Below are 20344 nucleotides of genomic sequence, written 5' to 3' on the forward strand. Positions count from 1 at the left end.
AAAGTGTAACAGTTTTGCGCCTTCTACGCAAGGAAAAAGCCAAGTTTTTTTACTTGGCTTAATCAAAACGTTTTCTTTTCGAAGAGCTGGGTATATTTAGTGCATCTCGATACTTTGCGACTGTGCGCCGGGATATTTTTTGCTCTTTTTCTGCAAGTAATTCGACAATTTTTTGATCCGATAAAGGTTTATGTTTGTCCTCTTGCTCGACGAGTGAAGCAATCAATTGTTTGACTTCATCAGCAGACGTATCTTCATCATTAACTTTGTTTACGAAAAAGTTTCGTAATTCAAAAACACCAAAATCCGTTTCGATATATTTACCATTTACTGCACGGCTGATCGTTGATTCGTGAACCTCTAATTGTTTCGCAACATCCTTGAGCATCAACGGTTTTAAAGCCCCTTGTTTATCTTCAAAAAAATGCGCTTGATGTTGAACAATAATTTTTCCAACTTCCAGAATCGTATCTTTACGTTGACCAAGTGTTTTATTCAGCCACTCAAATTGCTGAAGTTTTTCTTTTAAGTAAATTTTGGTTTCTTCGTCAGCCTGTTGTTTCAAACGCTTGAAATAATTTTCTTGAAAGTTCAAGCGTAATTGACCTCGCTTGTTCGATAAAACAACTAACTGACCTTCTCTTCTAACTAATGTTAAATCAGGAATAATAAAGTTTGAATCTTGACCACCAAAACTTGCTCCTGGAAATGGATTCAAACTTCGAATATAGTCAAGTATTTGCTGAACCTGAGCCAAGCTGATTTGATAATCTTTTGCGATTTGCTCAAACTTTCTCTTGGCAATCGCATCAAAGGATTCTTCTATTAAAAGGTACGCCAACTCTGGTGCATAATCATCCTGCTCAGTCTGAAGCATCAAACACTCCTGCAGATTTCTAGCTCCTACACCAGGCGGATCAAGCTGCTGCAATAGTGTCAAAGCATCGAGATATTGAATATCCGTTGCATTTAACTCTTCTTTTATTTCTTCTTCTTCCACTCTTAAGTAACCATTCACATCAATATACTCAACTAAAACCAGCATAATCTCTCGGATAAAAGTTTCTCGATAGTTTAAATGTATCTGATTGATCAAATGTTCAAATAAGGAGACTGGGTGATCGGCGATTTGGATAAATGACTCTTCTTTAACTGCTCCACTGTGCATCTGCATCAGATCACTTTGGATTTTTGGTGGGACCACTTCAAACAGCGGATTCTCTAGAGAAACCGTTTCAACGTAATCCTGCAGCTCCTCAGTATTAAATTGTAGGATTTGAATGGCTTGCTGCAATTCCTGTGTCATCGCCAATTTTTGGGTTTGCTGCTGCTTTTGCGAATAACCTTGTTGAAACTTCATATACTTTCCCCTTGTTTTTTTAAAATTATATGCTAAACTAATAATCGTGCTTGCGCCCTTAGTGTAGTGGATATCACGTAAGATTCCGGTTCTTGAGACGGGGGTTCGATTCCCTCAGGGCGCATTATTGTAATAGCAAGGCTTAGGACACTTTCCATCTCTTTTTGGAAGGTGTTTTTTTCAAAATCCCCACCAAAATCCCCACCAATTCCCCACCTATTTCCTTGTCATCCTCATCATTCTATCATATGCATAAGAAGCTGGGGTTAATTCAATAACACTCTCATCATTAATATAGAGTTTGGTTGTTGTTATTTCTGAGTGAGTTAATCCTTCGGAAATTTTTTCCACGGACATTCCTTTTAATTTAGCTAATGTAGCAGAAGTGTGTCGCAATTTGTGCGGCGTACACTTAGTTAGCTCTGGATGACGTTTCTGAATAGCTTGCATTCTTCGATTTAAATAATCAGTATGCAATCGTTGATTAATCTCTCCCTTGGAATTTGTATAGGTGAAAAGAAATTGATTATCATCTTGTTTAATTCCAAATTGAAAAAGCTCTCTTTTTTGATTCCTTTTCCACTTCTCTAAAATTGTTTTTAAAGGAGCAGGGAGTCTCATTACACTTTTTTTATTTCCTTTTGTTACTTTAACATTCGCATAACGATCAAGCGCTTGAGTTAAGGAAATACGATTCTCAGCGAAAGAAACGTTTTTCCATTGAAGTGCATAACTTTCTGACTTTCGATCAGATAGGAAAAAGGTCGTCCAAAACAAAGTATAATCTTGGATACTTAACAGTTCTTCGGCGTAATCTTTCTCGACGACATCAAACCATAACAGCAGGTCCGCTTCACATAGATATTTATCTTCCTCTTTTTTCAATTCTCTCAATTGATTCTTTTTTGAAGATTTTATTTTTCTTAGCGGCTTTGCTAATCGATTATAGTTAATATAATCATACTCCTCTGCTAGGTCCATTACTTGAATAAAATAGCTTCTTACTGATTTGAAATTTGCATACTCCTTAGCTTTTTTATTCATCTTTTTCACTACAAATTGTTTCTGTTCATTTAATTGATCAAGTGAAAATTCCCCAAACATGGGAAGTAAGTGTAGTCGAAAAATGTCTTCAGTGTTTTTAATCGTAGCTACACTTGGAGGTGTTGGATGAGAACTTGTTAATCCATCTTTGTAATCATGCCAATACTCATCCTCAAAAAAATCTTTAAAAAGTATTTCTTCAAAGGATTTAGAGAGATTTTTTTCTTTATTATCTCGTAATGTAACTACTCTGACTTCGAAATCAATTTCCGCTTGTTTTGCTTCTCTTCTTGTTGAAAAAATTTTGTCATATGATGTGCTATTTAATTCCAACAATTCTGCGATATCTTTCGGATATTTTTTTCTTACTCTGTATGAGCCATTTTCTGTTTTTGAAATACTCATAACTTAATATCTCCTTTGGTTGCGAGTCAAAGTTAATATGAGTTCATTATACTCGTTCACTTAGCCATTTATCAATCGCAATACGATCAAATCGCATTATCCCATTGATTCGTAGCACAGGTAACCCTTGTAAGAGCCATTTATCTAGTGTGTTATTTGAAATTTTTAAATACTTACAAGTGTCTTTTTTAGCTAAATAGCGATTCTCCAATTTAATATTATACGCAGACAATAATTGGTCAACAATACTTGACTTTATGTCATGCAAGTCTTGCTTAGTGATTATATCATCATTCATAGTTATCGATAATCCTTTCATGTTCTTATTCAAGGGGAGCATCGAATAAAAAGTTAACTAGCACACCGGATCTTACTTTTTAAGCGATGTAATCCACTTCAACATTCTAGAAAGTAATAAATAGTATACAAAATTTGTTAGGCTACCCTTTACGTTAGTTGAGTACATAGGAGTTTCGCCTCTCCGCGGTTTATGCCGAGCTTCACAGAAGTATCATTATTTTTTTGACTGTCCTCGCTTCTAGTTGTAAAACTAGAATTTACATCACTAATCGATCGCTCAAATAAAAAAATCATTGTCTTGGCGTTAGTTTGTAATAGCTCGGTCAAAAATAAACGTACCTAACAAAAATATTCTGTTGTCAAAGAACAATAAAATATAAAATTTTACTTGTTTAATCATGTGTAACTTTTAGCTTAGCATTTCAAGCTGAAGTAAGCTCACTTACTCCTTGAAACATCTAACTTTTAGGTGTTTCAAGGAATTGGTGAAAATTATCAGGTCTCATCCAGATAAGTGATATTGCCAGTACCCGCGGTAAGCTCTTTCCACATTAATTTTCACATCTAAATTCATTTTTCTAAGAATGTTATTTGATAGATTTGAATGTTTTAATACATAACCTTCCTTGTATAGCTCCTGATAAATTTCTTTCGTTGATAAAGGTCTCCCACTTTCTTTTAACAGTGATGTGATTTTTAATGCTATGCATTGGTAGTCATACCTAGTTGAGTTTGTTCCTTTACTGCTTAGATATTTTTGATTCTCAACTTCTCGTCCATAGAGCGATTTCGTTTCAAAAGAATCACTCGATTTCCTGTCACTTTGAGTACCAAATAGCTTAACTTTCCATGACTCATAAAAGGTCATTAATTGTTGAATTTCATTCAAGATCATGTTCATTTGCTGGTAAATTTGATTCTTTTCTTGTTCATCCATATCCTATTTCCTCCGTGATTTTCTTACTTCTGCAGGACTTTTTCCAGTCACTTTTTTAAACTGAGTTGAAAATTGTTTGCTACTCTTAAAGCCGAGATCTTCACCAATTGTTTTGATGGGTAATGTTGTTTCCCTCAACTTTCGTTCTGCCTCAGTACATTTCATTTCTAGAAATAGTCTCCGTGTAGTTAGTCTTACGTATTTATTACTTAGTCTATCAAGACTGGAAGAACTCATATGTAAAGCATCCTCAAAACCTTTTCTGCCAATTGAGTGTTTGACGTTTTTTTCCATGAATTCAAGTAGTTCCCGAAAAGAAGCGTTCTTAAATTGCCGCTCTTTGCTTATCGAAAGTATTCGATCTACCAACATATCTAAAACTTTATCTATTGGATAATGAAATTTTTTTTGACTATAATAAGTAAAAACCAGAGAAGTAATTTGGTATATCTCTTCTGTTACATCTAAGGAAATAGTTTGGTTTCTGTTACCTTTGCAATTAGGGGTTAATTCAAAAATAATTTGTAACACTTCAACATTTTTATCAAGTAGCTTTGCTGGCCAATTCTTAAAACTATTTAAATAAAATGTCAGTTCTGACTCTATATCGTTTGAAAATTTCCTTTGATGAATAACTAAAGAAACTCCCGAATAAAAGAAATTTAAAGATGCTTGATTCTGTTGGTTGAAGTAACGGACTTCTTTGATGATTATCATTTTTTTACCTCTTATTTTCTCTATACTCTAGTTTTACCAAGGAAAATTGTGTTCTGGAATCCTTTGCATGACTGTTGATGAAAAAAGGCTCTTTATTTGATGGAAAACGAACTTTAATATAAAGAATTTATAAAGTGTTTATAACAGAAATGCCAGCGCCTGATAATACGTTGATTTACTCATAGAAGACGATGAACTTGAACTATTTTCCTCTTCTATTTTGTTTATCGTCAAAAAAATACCGATCTTCGTCTGTCCTTTATCATCCCCTGTGTGATAAAGAAATAGCGCCCAACCGATACTTCATTTATTTAGTTCTATTTTTTACTCATTTGTAGACATTTGAATCCACCTGTTTGCTAACCGTTCATCACGATCCGGTTAAAGTATTCATCGTTTTGAATCAGTTCCAATAATTCTGGATTTACACGATACCCTTTTCCCCACAACGTATGAATCGCCGCATTTTCTAATGTGGTATGTTCAAATTTATCTTTGATTCGAGTAACCGTACTAGAAAGAGAAGCTAAATGTGACTTCGTTACTTCTTCATTCCAAATCTGTCGACAAAGTTCTTCTCTTGTAACCACTTGATCTTCTGATTTTATTAAAATCGAAATAAGGCGTGCCTCAATAGGAGATAAACGATGCAAGGTATCCGCAAACTTCTGTATCTCCAATTGAGTCATGCTTCTTTCACTCAGATAATTCGGACGAATTAACGAGACTTTCCCAGACAATTGAACAACTTTGTCATTATGGTACGTTTCTTCTCTCGCACCCATTTTCTTTTTCAAACTATACAAACATTCTCTTAGTTCATCGACCGAGTCTTCCGCGGAAATAATGGCGTGAATCTGTTCTGTTTCCAAATACTCTTGATCCACGGTAGTCAGGTTGGTGTCGACTTTACGAATGATGTTCACCGACTGTTTCCTCAGTACTGGCACCAATGCTTTTACTTCTGACTCACAGATACTCTCACTCAAGATGACATATTGGAAAAACTTGAACACCTCTGGTGTCTGGACTTGTTGATTATAATCCTCAAAATGATTTGCTGAACAATACACCTCATAATTTAAAACTTGTAGTTTTTGTTGGATCTCTTGCTCGTTTAAAATATTCCTCGTTAAAATCAAGACTTGATTCATGATCATCTTTCATCCTCTCTCTTTGCTTAACACATCGTTCTGGTCATCATAGACCGTGAATAGTTCTCTTTATTTTTGTTTATCGATTAAAATTGTCCCTTTGGCCAATTGTTCCACCTTTTGTTCCAAATCCGCATAGATTTCTAAGACCGATTCCTTCGACTCTGAAACCTCCATCAAGATCTTTCGTGCCCGATTCCCGATGTTTTCAACTTCTAGTTCTGCCGCATCCATCAAATGTTTCGCTTCTACTTGGGCCTCTTCGATTGTTCGATTCGCTTGCTTCTTAGCCGTAAATAGAACTTCCCCAATCTCCAATTGAGATTGGACTACCTCTTGCTTCAGTTCTTCATTCTTTTTTCTCAACTCATCAACTTGCAGTTTTGCTTGAACCAATGCTTCAGGATCACAACTGGCTTCATCTGATTTTTTGACTAACAGTTCTTCCAATTGTTGGAGCTGTTGATTCTTTTGCTGCAGCACTTCTTCTGTGGTTTGTAAGCGGCGCGTGACCTCAGCTTTTTCCATTTGCAGTTTCTGACTGCTTTCAGTTAGTTCTTCCAACTTTTTCGCTAGTTCGTCCATAGCTTCTGCCTGATCACTGGATTGTTCATTTGTCGTGGCGGCCAATTGAGTCGTTTTTTCAATGGATTCTTGCAACTCAGTGATTTGAGCCGTTTTTTCTGATAGCTCTGCTTCTAATTCTGCGTTTTTAGTCAGTAATTCTTGGACATCGGATTCGTTTTCTAGCTGCGCTTCCAACTTAGCGATCTCTTCTTGTGCTTGATACAACGCCTCATTCAAGGCCTGTTTTTCTTCATTCAATTGATCCATTTCCTTTTTGACTTCTTCCATAGCTGCTGCTCGCTCCTCTAACTGTTTGTTTTCGATGACTTTTTCTTTCATTTGTCGGCGCAATTCCGTGCGTTCTTCATTCAATTGATTCACTTGTTGGATCGCACTGGTATATTGCTGCACCACTTCTAAGTGTTGTTTCTTCACTTTCTTTACTTGTTCTTCTGCCTCTAACCGCTCGCTTTCCTGTTTTTTACAGGCATCCTCCAATTTCTTGTAGGCCTGTTTGGGTTCGGTTTTTATTAAGTGCAGTTCCTCTAATTGTGCCTTCAAGTCTTGGAGCTCGGCTTGTTGCTGCTCATTGGACTCTTTTAGTGCTAGAATTTCTTGCTCGTGTTCTTGATTGCGTTGTTGCGCCTGCTCCAATGTTTGTTGTTGTTCTTCATAAGAAGCGAGTTGTTCGGTCAAGTGCTGATTTTTTTGTTCCAGCACCTGTTTCTCTTTCTCGTATTCAGTGTGTTGGAGTTGTTGCGCTTGGAGCTGCTTGCTATGGGTCTCTTTTAGCGCCTCTAGCTCTTGGGATAACCGACGGTTATCTGTCTGATAATCTTCCTGTCGTTGGATCGCCCCTTGTAATTGCTCGTTTAAACGATGGATCTCTTTCGTTTGATCTTCAAGAGCTAATTCCTCTTGCTCGATCTCATCATTGGTAAAGTCATTGATTTCTTCCATTAAATTCTTATTGAAAAACCAGCTATTCTTTTTTGCCATTACCCTTTTCCTTTCCGCAGTTCTGATTGAAATGTAAATTGTCCTTGATCGTTTCGAATATAAGTGCCTTTATAGAGGTCGTTTCCTTCGCGATCGTTCATGTTCACATGTACTTCTGCGATTTTCTTGACCCCTTCTACTTCTTTCATAAAGGCGGTGATATTCTGACCTAGGATCACGAGATTGGCATTGCTTGCCTGGACAGAGCCGGTCAAAAGGAGTGTCAATGAATCGGACTCACTACTAGAAGAGAAGACCAGTTTAGCTTCATCGATGTAAGGAAGCAGCTGCTTCGATACCTTCTTTTCCAATTGTTCCTTTTCATCGATGGTTTGATTGGAAACGACCAATTGGTCGTTGAGATTCAGCCCCGATACAGGATAATCTGCTAATAAAGACTTCACCTGTGTCCTCTTTTTCATCGTGCGGACTTCGCCTTGCAAGGCACGATTATCTGTTCGTAACCCCTGCATCCGTGTCTCTAGTTGAAACACTTGAAGGAGCGAAAAGGCGATAACCGTGATTACCCCCATCATTCCGATTGCTAAATACACCAAACTTTTTCGCAATTCTTTTTGCTTGAATTGCGTCAACTTGGTTCTAAATAATCGTGAGGTTTGTTTCGTTGGAATGTTGTCCAATCGGTAATGCACCATAAATCGATACAAAATACTGAGAACGATCATCCCCATAATCCCAAAACATCCGATAATCCACACCTTCACTGCGTTTTCCTCCTACATCATCAACGGGGGTGTATTACTAGCCCCACTTTTTGGTAACTGCTGCTAAAACAACTGGTTCTTCTTTTTTATGCGTTTCTTGAAATACTATGTAAGGTTGGAGAACAAAGAACGTGCAGATCTCTGTTCTCACAAAATAGCTTAGGAATCTTTACGTGCTAATAAAGAAACCTTTGAATAGTCGTACCGATCTTTTACTTCTTCGGCTTCATTGCCTTGCGCCAACTGATCCACTCGGTTTTTCAACTCATCATAGATCCCGATGATCGCTTGACGAGATTCATCTACTTCAAACGAGATCTCTTTAGCTCGTTCTTGAATCGTTTGGATCTCTTCTTCTGATTGTTGAAGGATCCGTTTGGCATCCAATTTTGCCTTTTCTACCATTCGGTTGGCTTGCTTCCGAGCCGAAACCAACACTTCACCGATCTCTTGTTGTGAATGCGTCACATCTTGTTTCAACTGCTCGTTTTCCTTTTGGATCATCATCAGTTGGTGTTGAAGCTCTGAAACCACTTCGCCTTCAATCGATTGATCCCGCTGCTCTTCGAGCAGTCGTTGAATCGCGGTTTCTTTTTCTTTGATCGACTGTTCTTTCTCATTGAGTACCCGATCCAATTGGATCAGTTGCGCTTCTTTGTCATGGATCTCAGTCGTTGCCTGTTCCAATTGGGTTTCCAATTGACGGATCGCATCCATACGTTGCGTCTCTTCGCCCTTTTGTTCCAACACCAATTCATGGTATTGTTGCTTGGCTTCTTGCAGCTCAATTTCCACGGTTCGTAATTGTTCCTGTGTCCCTTTTAGGGTCGTGTTCTCTTCTTTGAGCTGAGTAATCTCTTCTTTTAAATGGTCATACTCTTTGTTCTCTTGAACCCGCTGATTTTCTAAACGGTTTCGACGAATCTCGGCTTCCAGATCTTGGATCTGGCGACGGTTCTCTGCCTTTTCTTCTCCTGTTCGCAACAGCGCATGCTTATATTTTTCGTTTTCTTTGATCAGTCGCTGCTTTTCCACTTCACTGTCTTTTTTGACTTGTTCTAACGCCTGTTCCTTTTCAAGCAGCTGCCGTTTTAAGTCCTTGACCTCTTCGGTAACTTTCATCGAGGGCTTTTCTGGCAAGGGGATCACGTGGTCCTCTTCTTCTTTTCTGATCACTTCTTCTGGGACAGAATTGATTTCATCAATGATGTTCTTATTGAAAAACCACCCATTTTTCTTTTGTTGTGCGCTCATGCGACATCCTCACTTTCTTTATTCTTCTTCCTGAACCAATGAAAAGGAGGCCTCTTCATTCTCACGGGAAAAGGTACAGCTATACGTTTTTTTCTTTTCTTTATCACTCATCAAATTCATTTGGAAGGTGATTTGAGTCAATTTAGAGATGTCTTCGGCTTCTTTAGCGAAGGCTTTGACATTCTCTTTGATTTGTTTGCGATTGTCCTCGCTGCCAGAATCCCCAGCTAAGGCGATATTCAGTGTTTGCGTAGGCACATCCAACACGATCAACGTGGTCGATAGACCAAAGTACGGACTCACCTTCGTTGAAAGATCGCTTTCCATCTGGTATTGTTTCTCACGATTTTCTTCTGAAAACAGCTCTTCCCAGGAATAGTCCTTCAACCCGATCCCTTTTTGGGGATACGCTTTGATCGGCATTTTTGAAATGAGTTGTTTTTGTTCTTTTTTGATCAGATAGAGCTCATCTTTTAACTGATTATTCTGTTCCGTCGTTTGGTGCAGCTGGTGATCCATCTGAAACAAACTAAATGAAACCAGCAATAAGCCGACGGCCATAAAAAAGACCACAAAGAGTAACGCAGAAACATGCTTGCCTTGTTCGGCTTGCTTGACATAGTCCAACTTTCGTTGGAACGACACCGGGGTATTCTTGGGTAATCGGATTCTCTCTAGCTGCAGTTTAATGAACATTCGTCGGAACCAAACAACCAATACTAGAATCGCCAGTCCCACACTAACCCAATGAATGATGATCATTATCTTTCCTCTTTTCCATTAATTTTCCTCCTTGGGTTTTAATAGGTTTGGTAATTGGAACTGGACCGTGCCTTCGATGTCTTCCTTATTGACGAGACCGAAGGTTCGACTGTCCTTCGACACATCGATATGATCACCGATCGTAAAATAGAAGCCTGCTGGAATCTTCGTCAACTCCTGAAATTCCTCCGAGACGGCTGGAGACAATTGGAAGGTGTAGGTGGTTTCAAACTCTCCTTGATCGCCAATATTTAAAATCATTCGATCATTCCGAATAAAGATGCGATCCCCAGGGATCCCGATCACCCGCTTCACAAATTTTCCTTTTTCGCCATTCACGGAAAACGCCACGATGTCGTACCGCAAAATCGATGGATTCTTTTTCACTAAGACCATCTCTTCTTCCGTTAAGGTTGGACTCATGGACGTGCCTGAGATCGGATGAACACTGTATCCCTTTCGTAACAGTTGGACAGACAAAACGATCATCCCCATCACTAACAATGTGAGGAACGTCAGGATCAGACTCTTGGTGAGTGAACGTATGGGTGGTTTTTCCACTTTTTCTTTCCGGGATCGAACAGTTGCCATAAGTTACGTTGCTCCTTCTACTTTGCTTTAATGTATGACACTTGGTCTGAGGTGGCTAAGGCGTTATCAATCACGCGATAAGAAATCACCGTACCTCCATAAACATTGCCTTCTGAGATCAAGATTCCATCAGGTCGGACTACTTCCACAAAGGCCACGTGTCCATAACGAGCATCCGAACCTGCCACGCCTGGTTTAAAGGAGATCAACCAGCCCGCTTTTGGCTTCTGACTGACTTCATAACCTAATGCTTTGCCTTTCGTCGCCCATTCGCCACCATTACCCATGTAGTCATCGACTGATTTGCCTAGTTGCTTCACGCGATTAAAGGCATACCACGTACATTGACCGACGGGATAAGAGCCTGAGCTGTTGTAATCGACGCCATTGTAATCTGGATATTTCATCAGACTTTTATATTCTGTTGGGATCTCTTCTTTGCCTTTGATAAAGACACCAGAGCCAAAACTACCTTGTTCAACTTTCGCCTGATCGTACTGGGTCAAATGATACAAAGCGATAATCGAGTTCAACTTTTGACCGTAGGTCGTATCCGTCGCATAAGTGCCTGTTAATGCATTGGTTGTGCGTAAATAATTCTTGGCCGTTGATCGCCACGTTTGCTTATAATAGCTGTCATTTCCCGAAATCCCGCCACGAAGTAATTCCACGTAATCCCCTAACGAGGCCGCGTAATTCGGATACTTACGAAATGCGGAATTAATAGAATATAACTCGCCATTTCCACGATCTTCTTGTGTTGCCATCGACACTGCTTGACCTTGGTACGTGCCTTTAATCCCAAACAGATTATAATTTGGTGCTAGAGATAAACTGCTAGTACCAGAACCACTTTCTATTAATGCTTGCGCAATCATGACAGAAGCAAAAACATCATATTCTTGTCCTAACTTTCTAGCATCCTCACCGACTGTTTCGATAAAATTCTTGGCACTGTCATTTTCGGTAAAGTTCATAGCTGCAGGATAGTCTGCCAATGTTTGTTCACCGTACTCTGTCAAGTTTGTTTCTGGTAATTCTTGAACCAATAGGTCCTCTTCCAGATCAATGGATTCAACGATGACTTGTCTCTGGGTTTCTTTTTCCTCTTCGGAAACGGACATTTCCGTTGCTTCTTCTGTTTCCGAAGAGTCTTCCGTTCCTCTCTCAATCTCTACATCATCAACGGTTAAGTAATACTCATCCCCTATGTAGACACCTAACAAAATAGTCTTGTCTTTCTCCTTTTGATACAACAGACTCCCTACTGTGAGTTCTTCTGGTAGTTTTTCTGGTGCGCCTGTCATCTCTAAAGAGAATAATTGCTGGTAAAGTTCGGTTGCCATTTCCTCAGTACTATAGGTTTCTGCTTGTTCAGAGCCGAGTTTTTTTATCCCTTCATAGATCAATACCGCATGGTTTTTATTTTCAAAACTGCTTAGTAATGGTAACTCGAACCCTTTCAAGTCCGATTGCGCCACTTCCGTTGTTTTCAGTTCACTTGGCAAGTTCAAGGTGCTGGTTTCCGCAAATGCTTCCGGCACGGTCGGCGTAAACGCAGAACTGGCTTGCACACTAGCATACTCAGGTGTGACTGGCGCTGCCGCTACGGGTGAACTTGGTACCACAGGTGTTGGCGCTGGTGTCACCGATTGACTTTGACTCGTAGACGACTGTGCTGATGCCGAACTGCTTGGCGTTGTCGTACTTGGTTTGGTGCTGCTTGGTGTTGATGAATTACTTGGTTTCGTACTGCTCGGCGGCGTTGAACTTGAAGTCGTCGAACTGCTTGATGGTTTCGTCGAACTTGAGGTACTCGTACTAGACGCTGTTGAACTAGTACTGGTCGAAGAATCCACCGTACTGCTTTCCGATGGTGCTGGCTCTGAGGAAACCGGTACTTCTGGTTCTGAAGACTCAGAAGGTTTCACTGCTTCTGGTAGTTCTTCTACAGGTACTTCTGACTGCTCTTCTATCGAAGAGATCACCTCAGATTCTGGTACAGGAGCTTCCACAACAGACACTTCACTGCCTTCAGAAACCGAGACCGCACTTTCGGTCGTGCCTGTTTCTACTATTAAAGAGGATTCTTCTGGCAACTCACCTGCTTTTAGTACACCGCTACGCAGACTGGCAAGTCCACCAATGAAGACAAGTAGCCCGCAGACACCCACAACTAGTTTTTTCATGAATTGGTTTTCCTTTCTCACATCATGGTTTTCAGTGTTAATGAATCAGACTGAAAAATAATATTGGCAATAAAAAGAAGAGAAACATCGGAACCATTGTTTGAAGCGGTTCTGAGACGAACTTCGCCGCGATCAACATCGCAAATTGTTGAAAGGGACTCACTCTTCGTTTGTTCAAGAGCTTTTTCGGTGCTTCTTGGGCCTTGGCTTTTACACCGACTTCTTTTAGTAAGTGTGTACTGGCTGTCTCGATTGGTTGGACGCTCGACAGCTTTCCTTGAACGACGCGTCGGTAGATCGTGCCGATATTGCCTTCACATCGAAGCAGCGTCAAGGTTTGTTTGCCATCTTTGGCTACACTATCGACATAGGAAACTTCCGTTTCCTCGATCACTTTATTCAAGGAGACATCATAGGTATAGATATCCTTGAAATCCGTGATATACATCTTATCTCCTAAAGAGAGTTTTTTGATTCGGTGAAGCAAGACATCTTGTTCAAAAATATTATGAGCCAAGAGAACGTAATTGCCTTTGCCTAATTGTTGATCCGCCCGATAGGTCGCCGCCCCGGTCAAGAGGTTTTCATTGGCGATCCCAGCCAATACAGGCAGATCAATGTCGACCTTTGGGATCTGTAATTTCCCGATCCCCCAATTATTGGTCGTTTCATAACTGTTTCCTCGCGCCTGCGCATAGTTCGCCACATTGACACTGGCGATCTGCTTTTCCGCATAATTGGCACGATTGACCTTATCTAAGTTGAAGGTACTTAGTTGCTCAGTTTGTCCAACATCCACAGCACCCAATGAGGTATCTTCCTGCATCTGAACATAGCCGTAAGCCGCAATACTCAAGACCGTTAACATAGCGACAAAGATCAAGACAAAATAGATCTTCGTCAATGTAAACAATCGCCGTAGTCGTTTCCGTGCTTTATAGACCACTAATGGGTCATCCGAACGGAACCGTTTGACATGGAAGCGATAGATCGACACCAAGATCAGGAACAATAAGAAATTGATCACTAAGGTTGCCAAAACAACGTTTTGGTAACTCCATAGATTCCGTTTTCGAACTTTTTGTTTTTCTGCATCTTTATATGGGATTCGATGCCCATTGACTAACAATCGATAGGTATTGATCCCCGGCGGAGTACAGGTCAATAAGGTCACTTTGTCTTGGCCTTCCACGATCTTGACTTTGTCTGATTCACTAGGCAAGATCTCTTCAAAGGAATCGATTTGATACGCCAAGCGTTTGCCGAGAATATTGATATAAAAAAGATCGCCTTCTTGTAAATTCTTCACATCGGTAAACAGGATCTGATTCTTTACGCCGCTGTGCCCCGTGATCACGGAGCGGGTATTCTTTCCGCCAATTGGAATCGATGTGCCTTCCAAATGGCCCAGACCTTTATCCAAGGTCTTAAACGACGTTCCATGGTAAAAAGGCATCTTTTCGATATCAATCGCTGGAATATCGATCGTTCCCATCACGTTAGACTCATTTTTGATGATGCTTTTGTACGCGATCGGGTCTGGGTGATTGCCCTGTTGTTTGTCAAAGACGTATTGATTGTAGAGTTTTGCCAATTCGTACTGTTCGGCTTTCTCTTTTTTGGACATTTTCTTCAAGGCATTGTCATAGCTGGTACTAGCTGAACTTCGTTCACGATTGGCTAAATAATTGCCCACGATCGGATAGAGCAGCACAAGGATTCCTGCCACGATCATAAAAATGGCGAACCCCATGACAAGATTACTGCGTTTGTTTCGTTTTTGGGTTCCTTTGTTCTTCATGGCGTGTCATCCTTTACAGAAATTAGAAAAGAAAGAGCAACTCAAAGATCCCGAGTTACTCTTCTTCGTCGTCATTAAAAATCAAACTTCTTCGTTTTCATGACTCTAAAACCAATCAGAGCCATGATGAGAATGAAGCTTAAAACGAGTAGTAGCGAGTGATACGAACCAATGGTTCCACTTGTTTGCGGAAGCCGTTCCTTGTTGGCGGCACTGGCGGAATTGGTTCCAGCCGTGCCTGCTGTATTGGGCAGGTCTTTCTTCGGATCCGTTGGATCAGCGGCTGTCTTCACCCCCGATTTCGGGTAAAGATAGACCTCTGATAACGCTTCTCCGGTCCGTTGGGGCAGCGGCAATTCTAAGATCACCGGCTCCATCGTTTCCCGCAATTGGTCATGTTCTTTTTCGACTACGCGATACATCCCTTGTGCCAAACCGGGAAAGTATGCCGTCCCATTGGCATCGGTCGTAACCGTAGTAGAGTAAGCATCGTCACCGATGATATTTTCAAAGGTATTCGTGCCTTGAACCGGCGACACCCGTGTGACTTCATAGGTGATCCCAGCAAGTGGCGCTAGTTGATTGCCCTTGGCATCTTTGACCGCCTCAGCTTTTGTCCCATCTAAGGGCAATTGATTAGTCAGTATCTCTGGATCTTCCAACTTGTACTTGATGACAGAGATCGAATAGCCTTCGGTTTCTTCTGCCGCAATACTTCGAGTCGTTCCAGCGGTTAGACCTCCCAGCATCAGAAGAAGGCTAAACGCGGTTGTTAGAAATCGTTTCATCACTTATCCTTCTCCCTTCCTGCTAGGTTGGCGATAATACCAGTACAGACCTCCAAGTCCAAGAATTCCCATACCGCTGACAATAATCAGTAACAGAAGCATCGGTCCAGTACCACCAGTAAATGGCAGATCGGTTTTCTTGTCATCTTCTTGATAGACTTGGATCGTTTGATTGCCTTCCGTGATCGTAACCTTGATCGGTGATTTGATCAGCTCATACCCTTCCGGTGCTTTGGTTTCAACCAAGGTATAATCACCCTCAAACAATGGTGTGAATTCTAAATGACCTGTATCGTCGGTTTTGGCACTTCCAAGTTTTTCTTCAAGATCCCCTTTATAAATATCAAACTCCGCATCTTTCAATGGCGTACCGGTCGCCTTCTCAGCATCACTCAGTTTCCCATCACCATTAGCATCGATCGCTGTTCCGGTTGCGTACTTAAACAAGCGAATAGTCGATGGTCGAACCAACCCAATATTAATATTTTGGACCTTCCACTCACTATCGGGGAAGTTTCCTCCCGTTAAAGTAGGTGTCTCATAGCTATCTGTTTTATAAGTAGTTAAATCCGCTTTTGAAGTATCTACTGTCTGTGATGAAGGAGCACTGTCCTTTTTGGTTACTTTATATTTTTTAGCAACCACATCATCGCCAATTTCAAAGTAGACGACATAATCACCTTCTGGAAGATGATTAAACTCATAGTCTCCTGTTGAACTCGTTTTAATGGAAGAATTTCCTGAATCATCAATAAACTTCAGCCCTGTCAAATTTGCTTTCACCAATTCATTTTTGTACGTCCCATTCTCATGACTCGTGCGATACAATTTCACAGGTATATTCGGTACCATCGTTTCTGTAGGGTTTTTCTTACCATCCAAATTGTCATCATACCAAGCGACCCCTTTAATTGAACGAGCAATAACCGCAGATTTTACAAAAACAGACTGAACTGGATTTATATTGGAGTTATCCAACTTGGCACTATTGACCATGATATCTTTTGCCTTTTGATTTTTAGCAACCAAACTAATATCGATCGTATTCTCCTCTCCAACATCTAATTGATCATATTTTAAATAGATTGCTTTTACATCCGTAATCCGGCCACCATTGTAAACACTCCATCCCGATGAAATATCAACATCATTCGGATCAACATGATTTTCAATCGGTTGTATACTATAGTAAATTTTCGGCTTATTTATGCTCGTTACCTTAACCGATAGTAAATCAAAAGTACCGTTAAATGTAGTTCCTCTACCATCCTTAACATTAGGAAAGACATCTAAAATTTTAATTTCATTTAATGAAGTTTTCGATTCATTTTTATTGTATAAAGAATAGTGAATAGTCGTATCTCGTTCTCCATCAGTCAAAACAGGATTATTTGTACCTACCTCTATTTTGGAGTTAGATGTACTTTTTTCTATCGTAGTAATTGAAACTTTGGTAATAATCGTATTTGCTTTTGCCTCTCGTAGCTCTTCAATGGATTCATCTTTAAGACCATCTTTATTTTCTGCTGATATTACTGCATGATTCGTAACTTTTGCTGTATTTGTGGCATCATACTTAATATTTTTTCCATTAATCATCGTATCAAAAACTAAAGTTTGTATTGGTGATTCATCTTTATGATAACGAATCGTCCAAGTTAAAGTAGTTGATCCATCGGACTCTTTCTTCTCTACTGGTTCAATTTCTTTTGTTCCATACTTAGTGCTACCTGAAATATAGGTCAATTCTTTAGGTAATGTGTCCTTAATTGTAAAAGTCACATCATCATCATCTGCTGCTTGAATATCAGGGGTTAGCTTCCATTGAATAACTTCACTTGAGCTATAGCTTGTTCTTACCGCCTGCTTAGTTAATCGAGCAATAAAAGGAACAACCATCAATGTTTCACCATAAGTCCTTCCAGGAATCTGTTTTTTTATCCCAGAAATTTCAGTTTCATCTAAAACTGAAGGTTGAAATATTGATCCAGTTGTTGGAAAAGTGTGTTTTACTTCTCCGGCATCATCAATACCATTTATTGACGATATTAAAAAGTTTCCATCTCCCTTAACGCTCTGGAAATCATTATATTTATCTCCAATGACAATTAAAGGAATTCTGGTTCTTGTCTCTAGTCTTTTATCAGGGTTATTCTTCTTGAATATTGATTTTATCGCACTTACAGTTCCTTTTTCTTTCGCCTCTTCATAAGTTGAGTACCAATCATACTCATTGTTCTTAATCGAATATTTTGCATCCAAAGATGGTATTTTACTCTTGTCTTTCAAAACTCCATAAAAATACTTTTGTATAGTTTCAGGATAAGGAAAATACAAATTTCTGCTATTATCATATTGATAAACCTCAGCATTCCAAGCTGTTATTGCATCTATGCCGGTTCCTTGTAATGAATCAACATTATATATAGGATACGCATAAATTTTTTGTCCTTTGTAAACTCCACCATCACCAGAAGGAGCCCATTGTTGAGCTATACCACTGCCAATATATTTACCAGCACTGTCTATCGTTGGTGTATAACACATCACTTTGCCGCCTAAAACATGAGGACTGCTGTTTGTGTAGACAGAATCATTAGAATAATCTTGATTTTCATATGATATGTTTGTAGTTTCAAATTGAGTATACAATGATGCATTTTTATCAAGAATATAATCATAAGGGATATTCATTAATGTAAATACTGATGCATATTTCAATTTACCTATATTATCATTAGTTGACGCAACAACATTATTTACTATTGGCTTGTAAACAGCAGCAGAATTAGTGAAGGAATAGTTCAGAGTATTCTTTGTAGAAGTATTAGCTACTTTTGCTATATTAGTATCAAAAACCGCTTGTTCTCCATCTGTTACTATTTTTGAAAAAGCAATATTCCACCCACTATTGCCCATATCAAGTTCAGCCATATTTAGATGCTCAAACTCTGGAGTTTTATTTAAAGTAGAACTGGTTCTATTATTAACATCTAAAAAACCTTCAGATATAACTTGAGGAGCATCCTGATCACTCCCATATATAATTTCATGCCTATATCCGTTGCTATCTAGAACCGAATAGGCATTTGTTCTGACCGAAACCTTTACCTCACCTTTGGGAAATGTAGCTCCATAGAGCATTTCATATAACGAACCCGTTCTTGAAATACCATCATCGGTTAACGGAACTACAGCAAGCTCCATACCCATTCCTTGTGCAAATGAGTTAAGACCCGATGTAGGACTAAGACTTGACATTAAATTAACTACAGAATCACCAGAACCAATTGTTGCCTTTATATTAGGCTTTGCAGAAACTTTCACACTTTTTTGCACCATATTTTCTGAACTGGCATTAATCGTAATCTGTTCTCCCGTTTCTGCATCGGTGACTTCTAATATAGTAATTGTAATTGTTGGGGCCAATTCATAACCATGTGTTGCTCCCAATACATGAAGATTAACTGCTCCCTCACCAAGTCCAGTCGAACCTGATATGACACCACTAGTTGTAAAAGTAGCATCCCTCGTCTCTGCCAGATTATTACCCGTTCGTGTACCTTGAGGAAAATAGGCATAGTCTCTCAATTGACCATCCGTTTTTTTTCGTGAGTCTTTAAACTCTGCATCCACTCGGTACTTAACATCTTTATATGTTTTTAAAGAATTAGTAGATTCTACTGAGAAAGAATAAGTATAAGTGACCGTGTCCCATGTTCGAACGATATCGTTGCTAGGGGAAGAATCATGACCTGGTTCATCGTCTGGATCAAAGTTTGTTGCTCCTGTTTGGATAGTCAATTTCGGATCCTTTAAACGAACAACATCTGCCCCCCCTTTCAATTCTAATGGAGCTATTGATACTTCCATCCCTTTTGCTTTTTTTGAATCTGCATCTTTTTTATCTTCTTTTTTTACTTCCTTTTTCGACTCTGTTGTGTTAGTTTTGGAGGTTTCTTCTTTTACTGCTTCCTCTATTTTTCCAAAAGTCAGCAAAGTTTGCTCTTTTTCCTTATCTGTTGTATCTGTCACAACAAGCGTCTGCTCTTTAGTACTTGTCCATTGAACATTGAAGAGTACAGAATCCCCTTCATCTAACTTCAAGTAAAAATATCCCTTAGAAGTTTCTTTTTCGTCTGAAATTTTTACAACTACAAACTCTGGTAACGATTCAATGTTAGGTGTTTGAATTTCTGATCCACTTGTCTCTTCTTCAACCACTTCACTTGATTCAGTTTCAGTTAATTCTGTAGTTAGATGTTCATCATCACTTGTAACTTCATGAAAAATGATTTGATTATTCTCCATATCAAAACCCATATTATTGGTCTCATAATATGGAAGCGGCGCTTCTTTATTTACGTATTCTAACCGATAATTTTCTTCATCATATGGGAGTTTATAAATACCAGCTTCTTTTGCTGTTAGCTGAACTTCTACTTTTTCTTTTTCCGTAACAAACGCTGTATCTGTAATATTTTCTCCATCTACCGCTACTTTAAATAGAGAAGTTTGGTTCGATGCATTCAATATCTTCCCTATAGGAGCCATCTGATAAATAATGATGGCTCCTATAAGGAGAATGATGGGAAGAAATATGACGACTGGTTTCTTTAGTCTTTTCTTTTGCACTTGTCTACCCATCCTTTCTGTCATCTACCTTATACAGATTGACGACGTTTCTTTTCAATCGCCATTGTTGCTGTACCTACAACGATCGCACCTAATGCAATCACGATCATCAAAGT

At 39.4% G+C, this 20344-nt stretch carries 15 protein-coding genes and 1 tRNA gene; 1 reads left to right on the forward strand and 15 read right to left on the reverse strand.

Annotation, left to right across the window (positions count from 1 at the left end):
* Positions 1-58 precede the first annotated feature (58 nt).
* Positions 59-1360 carry an RNA polymerase factor sigma-54 gene (gene rpoN / locus FFR60_RS10945; RefSeq protein ID WP_088932254.1) on the reverse strand — a complete coding sequence of 434 codons (1302 nt, stop codon included), beginning with the start codon at positions 1358-1360 and terminating at the stop codon, positions 59-61.
* 52 nt (positions 1361-1412) lie between these two features.
* Between rpoN and FFR60_RS10950 the strand changes: the two genes are divergently transcribed.
* Positions 1413-1484: transfer RNA gene (locus FFR60_RS10950), tRNA-Arg, on the forward strand.
* Between the two features lie 92 nt (positions 1485-1576).
* On the opposite strand, the gene FFR60_RS10955 is transcribed toward FFR60_RS10950, so the two are convergent.
* From FFR60_RS10955 to FFR60_RS11020, 14 genes are all read right to left on the reverse strand, one after another.
* Entirely contained in the window at positions 1577-2809 is a 1233-nt protein-coding gene (locus FFR60_RS10955; protein ID WP_137664186.1) for a site-specific integrase, read from the reverse strand.
* 46 nt (positions 2810-2855) lie between these two features.
* Entirely contained in the window at positions 2856-3107 is a 252-nt protein-coding gene (locus tag FFR60_RS10960) for a helix-turn-helix domain-containing protein (RefSeq protein WP_249354988.1), read from the reverse strand.
* A 504-nt stretch (positions 3108-3611) separates the two neighbouring features.
* Complete coding sequence (locus tag FFR60_RS10965; protein WP_137664187.1) at positions 3612-4046, reverse strand: hypothetical protein; 435 nt, start codon at positions 4044-4046, stop codon at positions 3612-3614.
* Between the two features lie 3 nt (positions 4047-4049).
* Positions 4050-4763, reverse strand: a complete 714-nt coding sequence (locus FFR60_RS10970) for a helix-turn-helix domain-containing protein (protein WP_137664188.1) — start codon at positions 4761-4763, stop codon at positions 4050-4052.
* 359 nt (positions 4764-5122) lie between these two features.
* Positions 5123-5923 (reverse strand): winged helix-turn-helix domain-containing protein, encoded by an 801-nt coding sequence (locus tag FFR60_RS10975; protein WP_249354989.1) that lies wholly within the window; start codon positions 5921-5923, stop codon positions 5123-5125.
* Positions 5924-5986: 63 nt separating this feature from the next.
* Positions 5987-7483, reverse strand: a complete 1497-nt coding sequence (locus FFR60_RS10980; protein ID WP_137664189.1) for a hypothetical protein — start codon at positions 7481-7483, stop codon at positions 5987-5989.
* Positions 7483-8208, reverse strand: coding sequence for a hypothetical protein (locus FFR60_RS10985; protein WP_137664190.1), 726 nt, complete (start codon positions 8206-8208; stop codon positions 7483-7485). The genes FFR60_RS10980 and FFR60_RS10985 overlap by 1 nt, the downstream gene beginning before the upstream one ends.
* A 159-nt stretch (positions 8209-8367) precedes the next feature.
* A complete protein-coding gene (locus FFR60_RS10990; RefSeq protein ID WP_137664191.1) occupies positions 8368-9462 on the reverse strand; it encodes a coiled-coil domain-containing protein in 1095 nt (364 codons plus the stop codon).
* An 18-nt stretch (positions 9463-9480) separates the two neighbouring features.
* Positions 9481-10224 (reverse strand): hypothetical protein, encoded by a 744-nt coding sequence (locus tag FFR60_RS10995; RefSeq protein WP_137664192.1) that lies wholly within the window; start codon positions 10222-10224, stop codon positions 9481-9483.
* Positions 10225-10242: 18 nt separating this feature from the next.
* Positions 10243-10815 carry a signal peptidase I gene (lepB, locus tag FFR60_RS11000; RefSeq protein ID WP_137664193.1) on the reverse strand — a complete coding sequence of 191 codons (573 nt, stop codon included), beginning with the start codon at positions 10813-10815 and terminating at the stop codon, positions 10243-10245.
* Positions 10816-10832: 17 nt separating this feature from the next.
* The gene (locus FFR60_RS11005) at positions 10833-13004 is read right to left on the reverse strand and encodes a glucosaminidase domain-containing protein (protein WP_137664194.1); all 2172 of its coding nucleotides are present in this window, start codon (positions 13002-13004) and stop codon (positions 10833-10835) included.
* A 37-nt stretch (positions 13005-13041) separates the two neighbouring features.
* Positions 13042-14805: a sortase family protein gene (locus FFR60_RS11010; RefSeq protein ID WP_137664195.1), complete on the reverse strand. Its 1764-nt coding sequence runs from the start codon at positions 14803-14805 to the stop codon at positions 13042-13044.
* A gap of 74 nt (positions 14806-14879) precedes the next feature.
* Entirely contained in the window at positions 14880-15593 is a 714-nt protein-coding gene (locus FFR60_RS11015) for a pilin N-terminal domain-containing protein (RefSeq protein ID WP_137664196.1), read from the reverse strand.
* A 3-nt stretch (positions 15594-15596) separates the two neighbouring features.
* A complete protein-coding gene (locus tag FFR60_RS11020; protein WP_171004914.1) occupies positions 15597-20228 on the reverse strand; it encodes a SpaA isopeptide-forming pilin-related protein in 4632 nt (1543 codons plus the stop codon).
* Between the last annotated feature and the right edge of the window lie 116 nt (positions 20229-20344).

The organism is Enterococcus hulanensis (genome assembly GCF_005405485.1).
Taxonomy (GTDB): Bacteria; Bacillota; Bacilli; order Lactobacillales; family Enterococcaceae; genus Enterococcus_A; species Enterococcus_A hulanensis.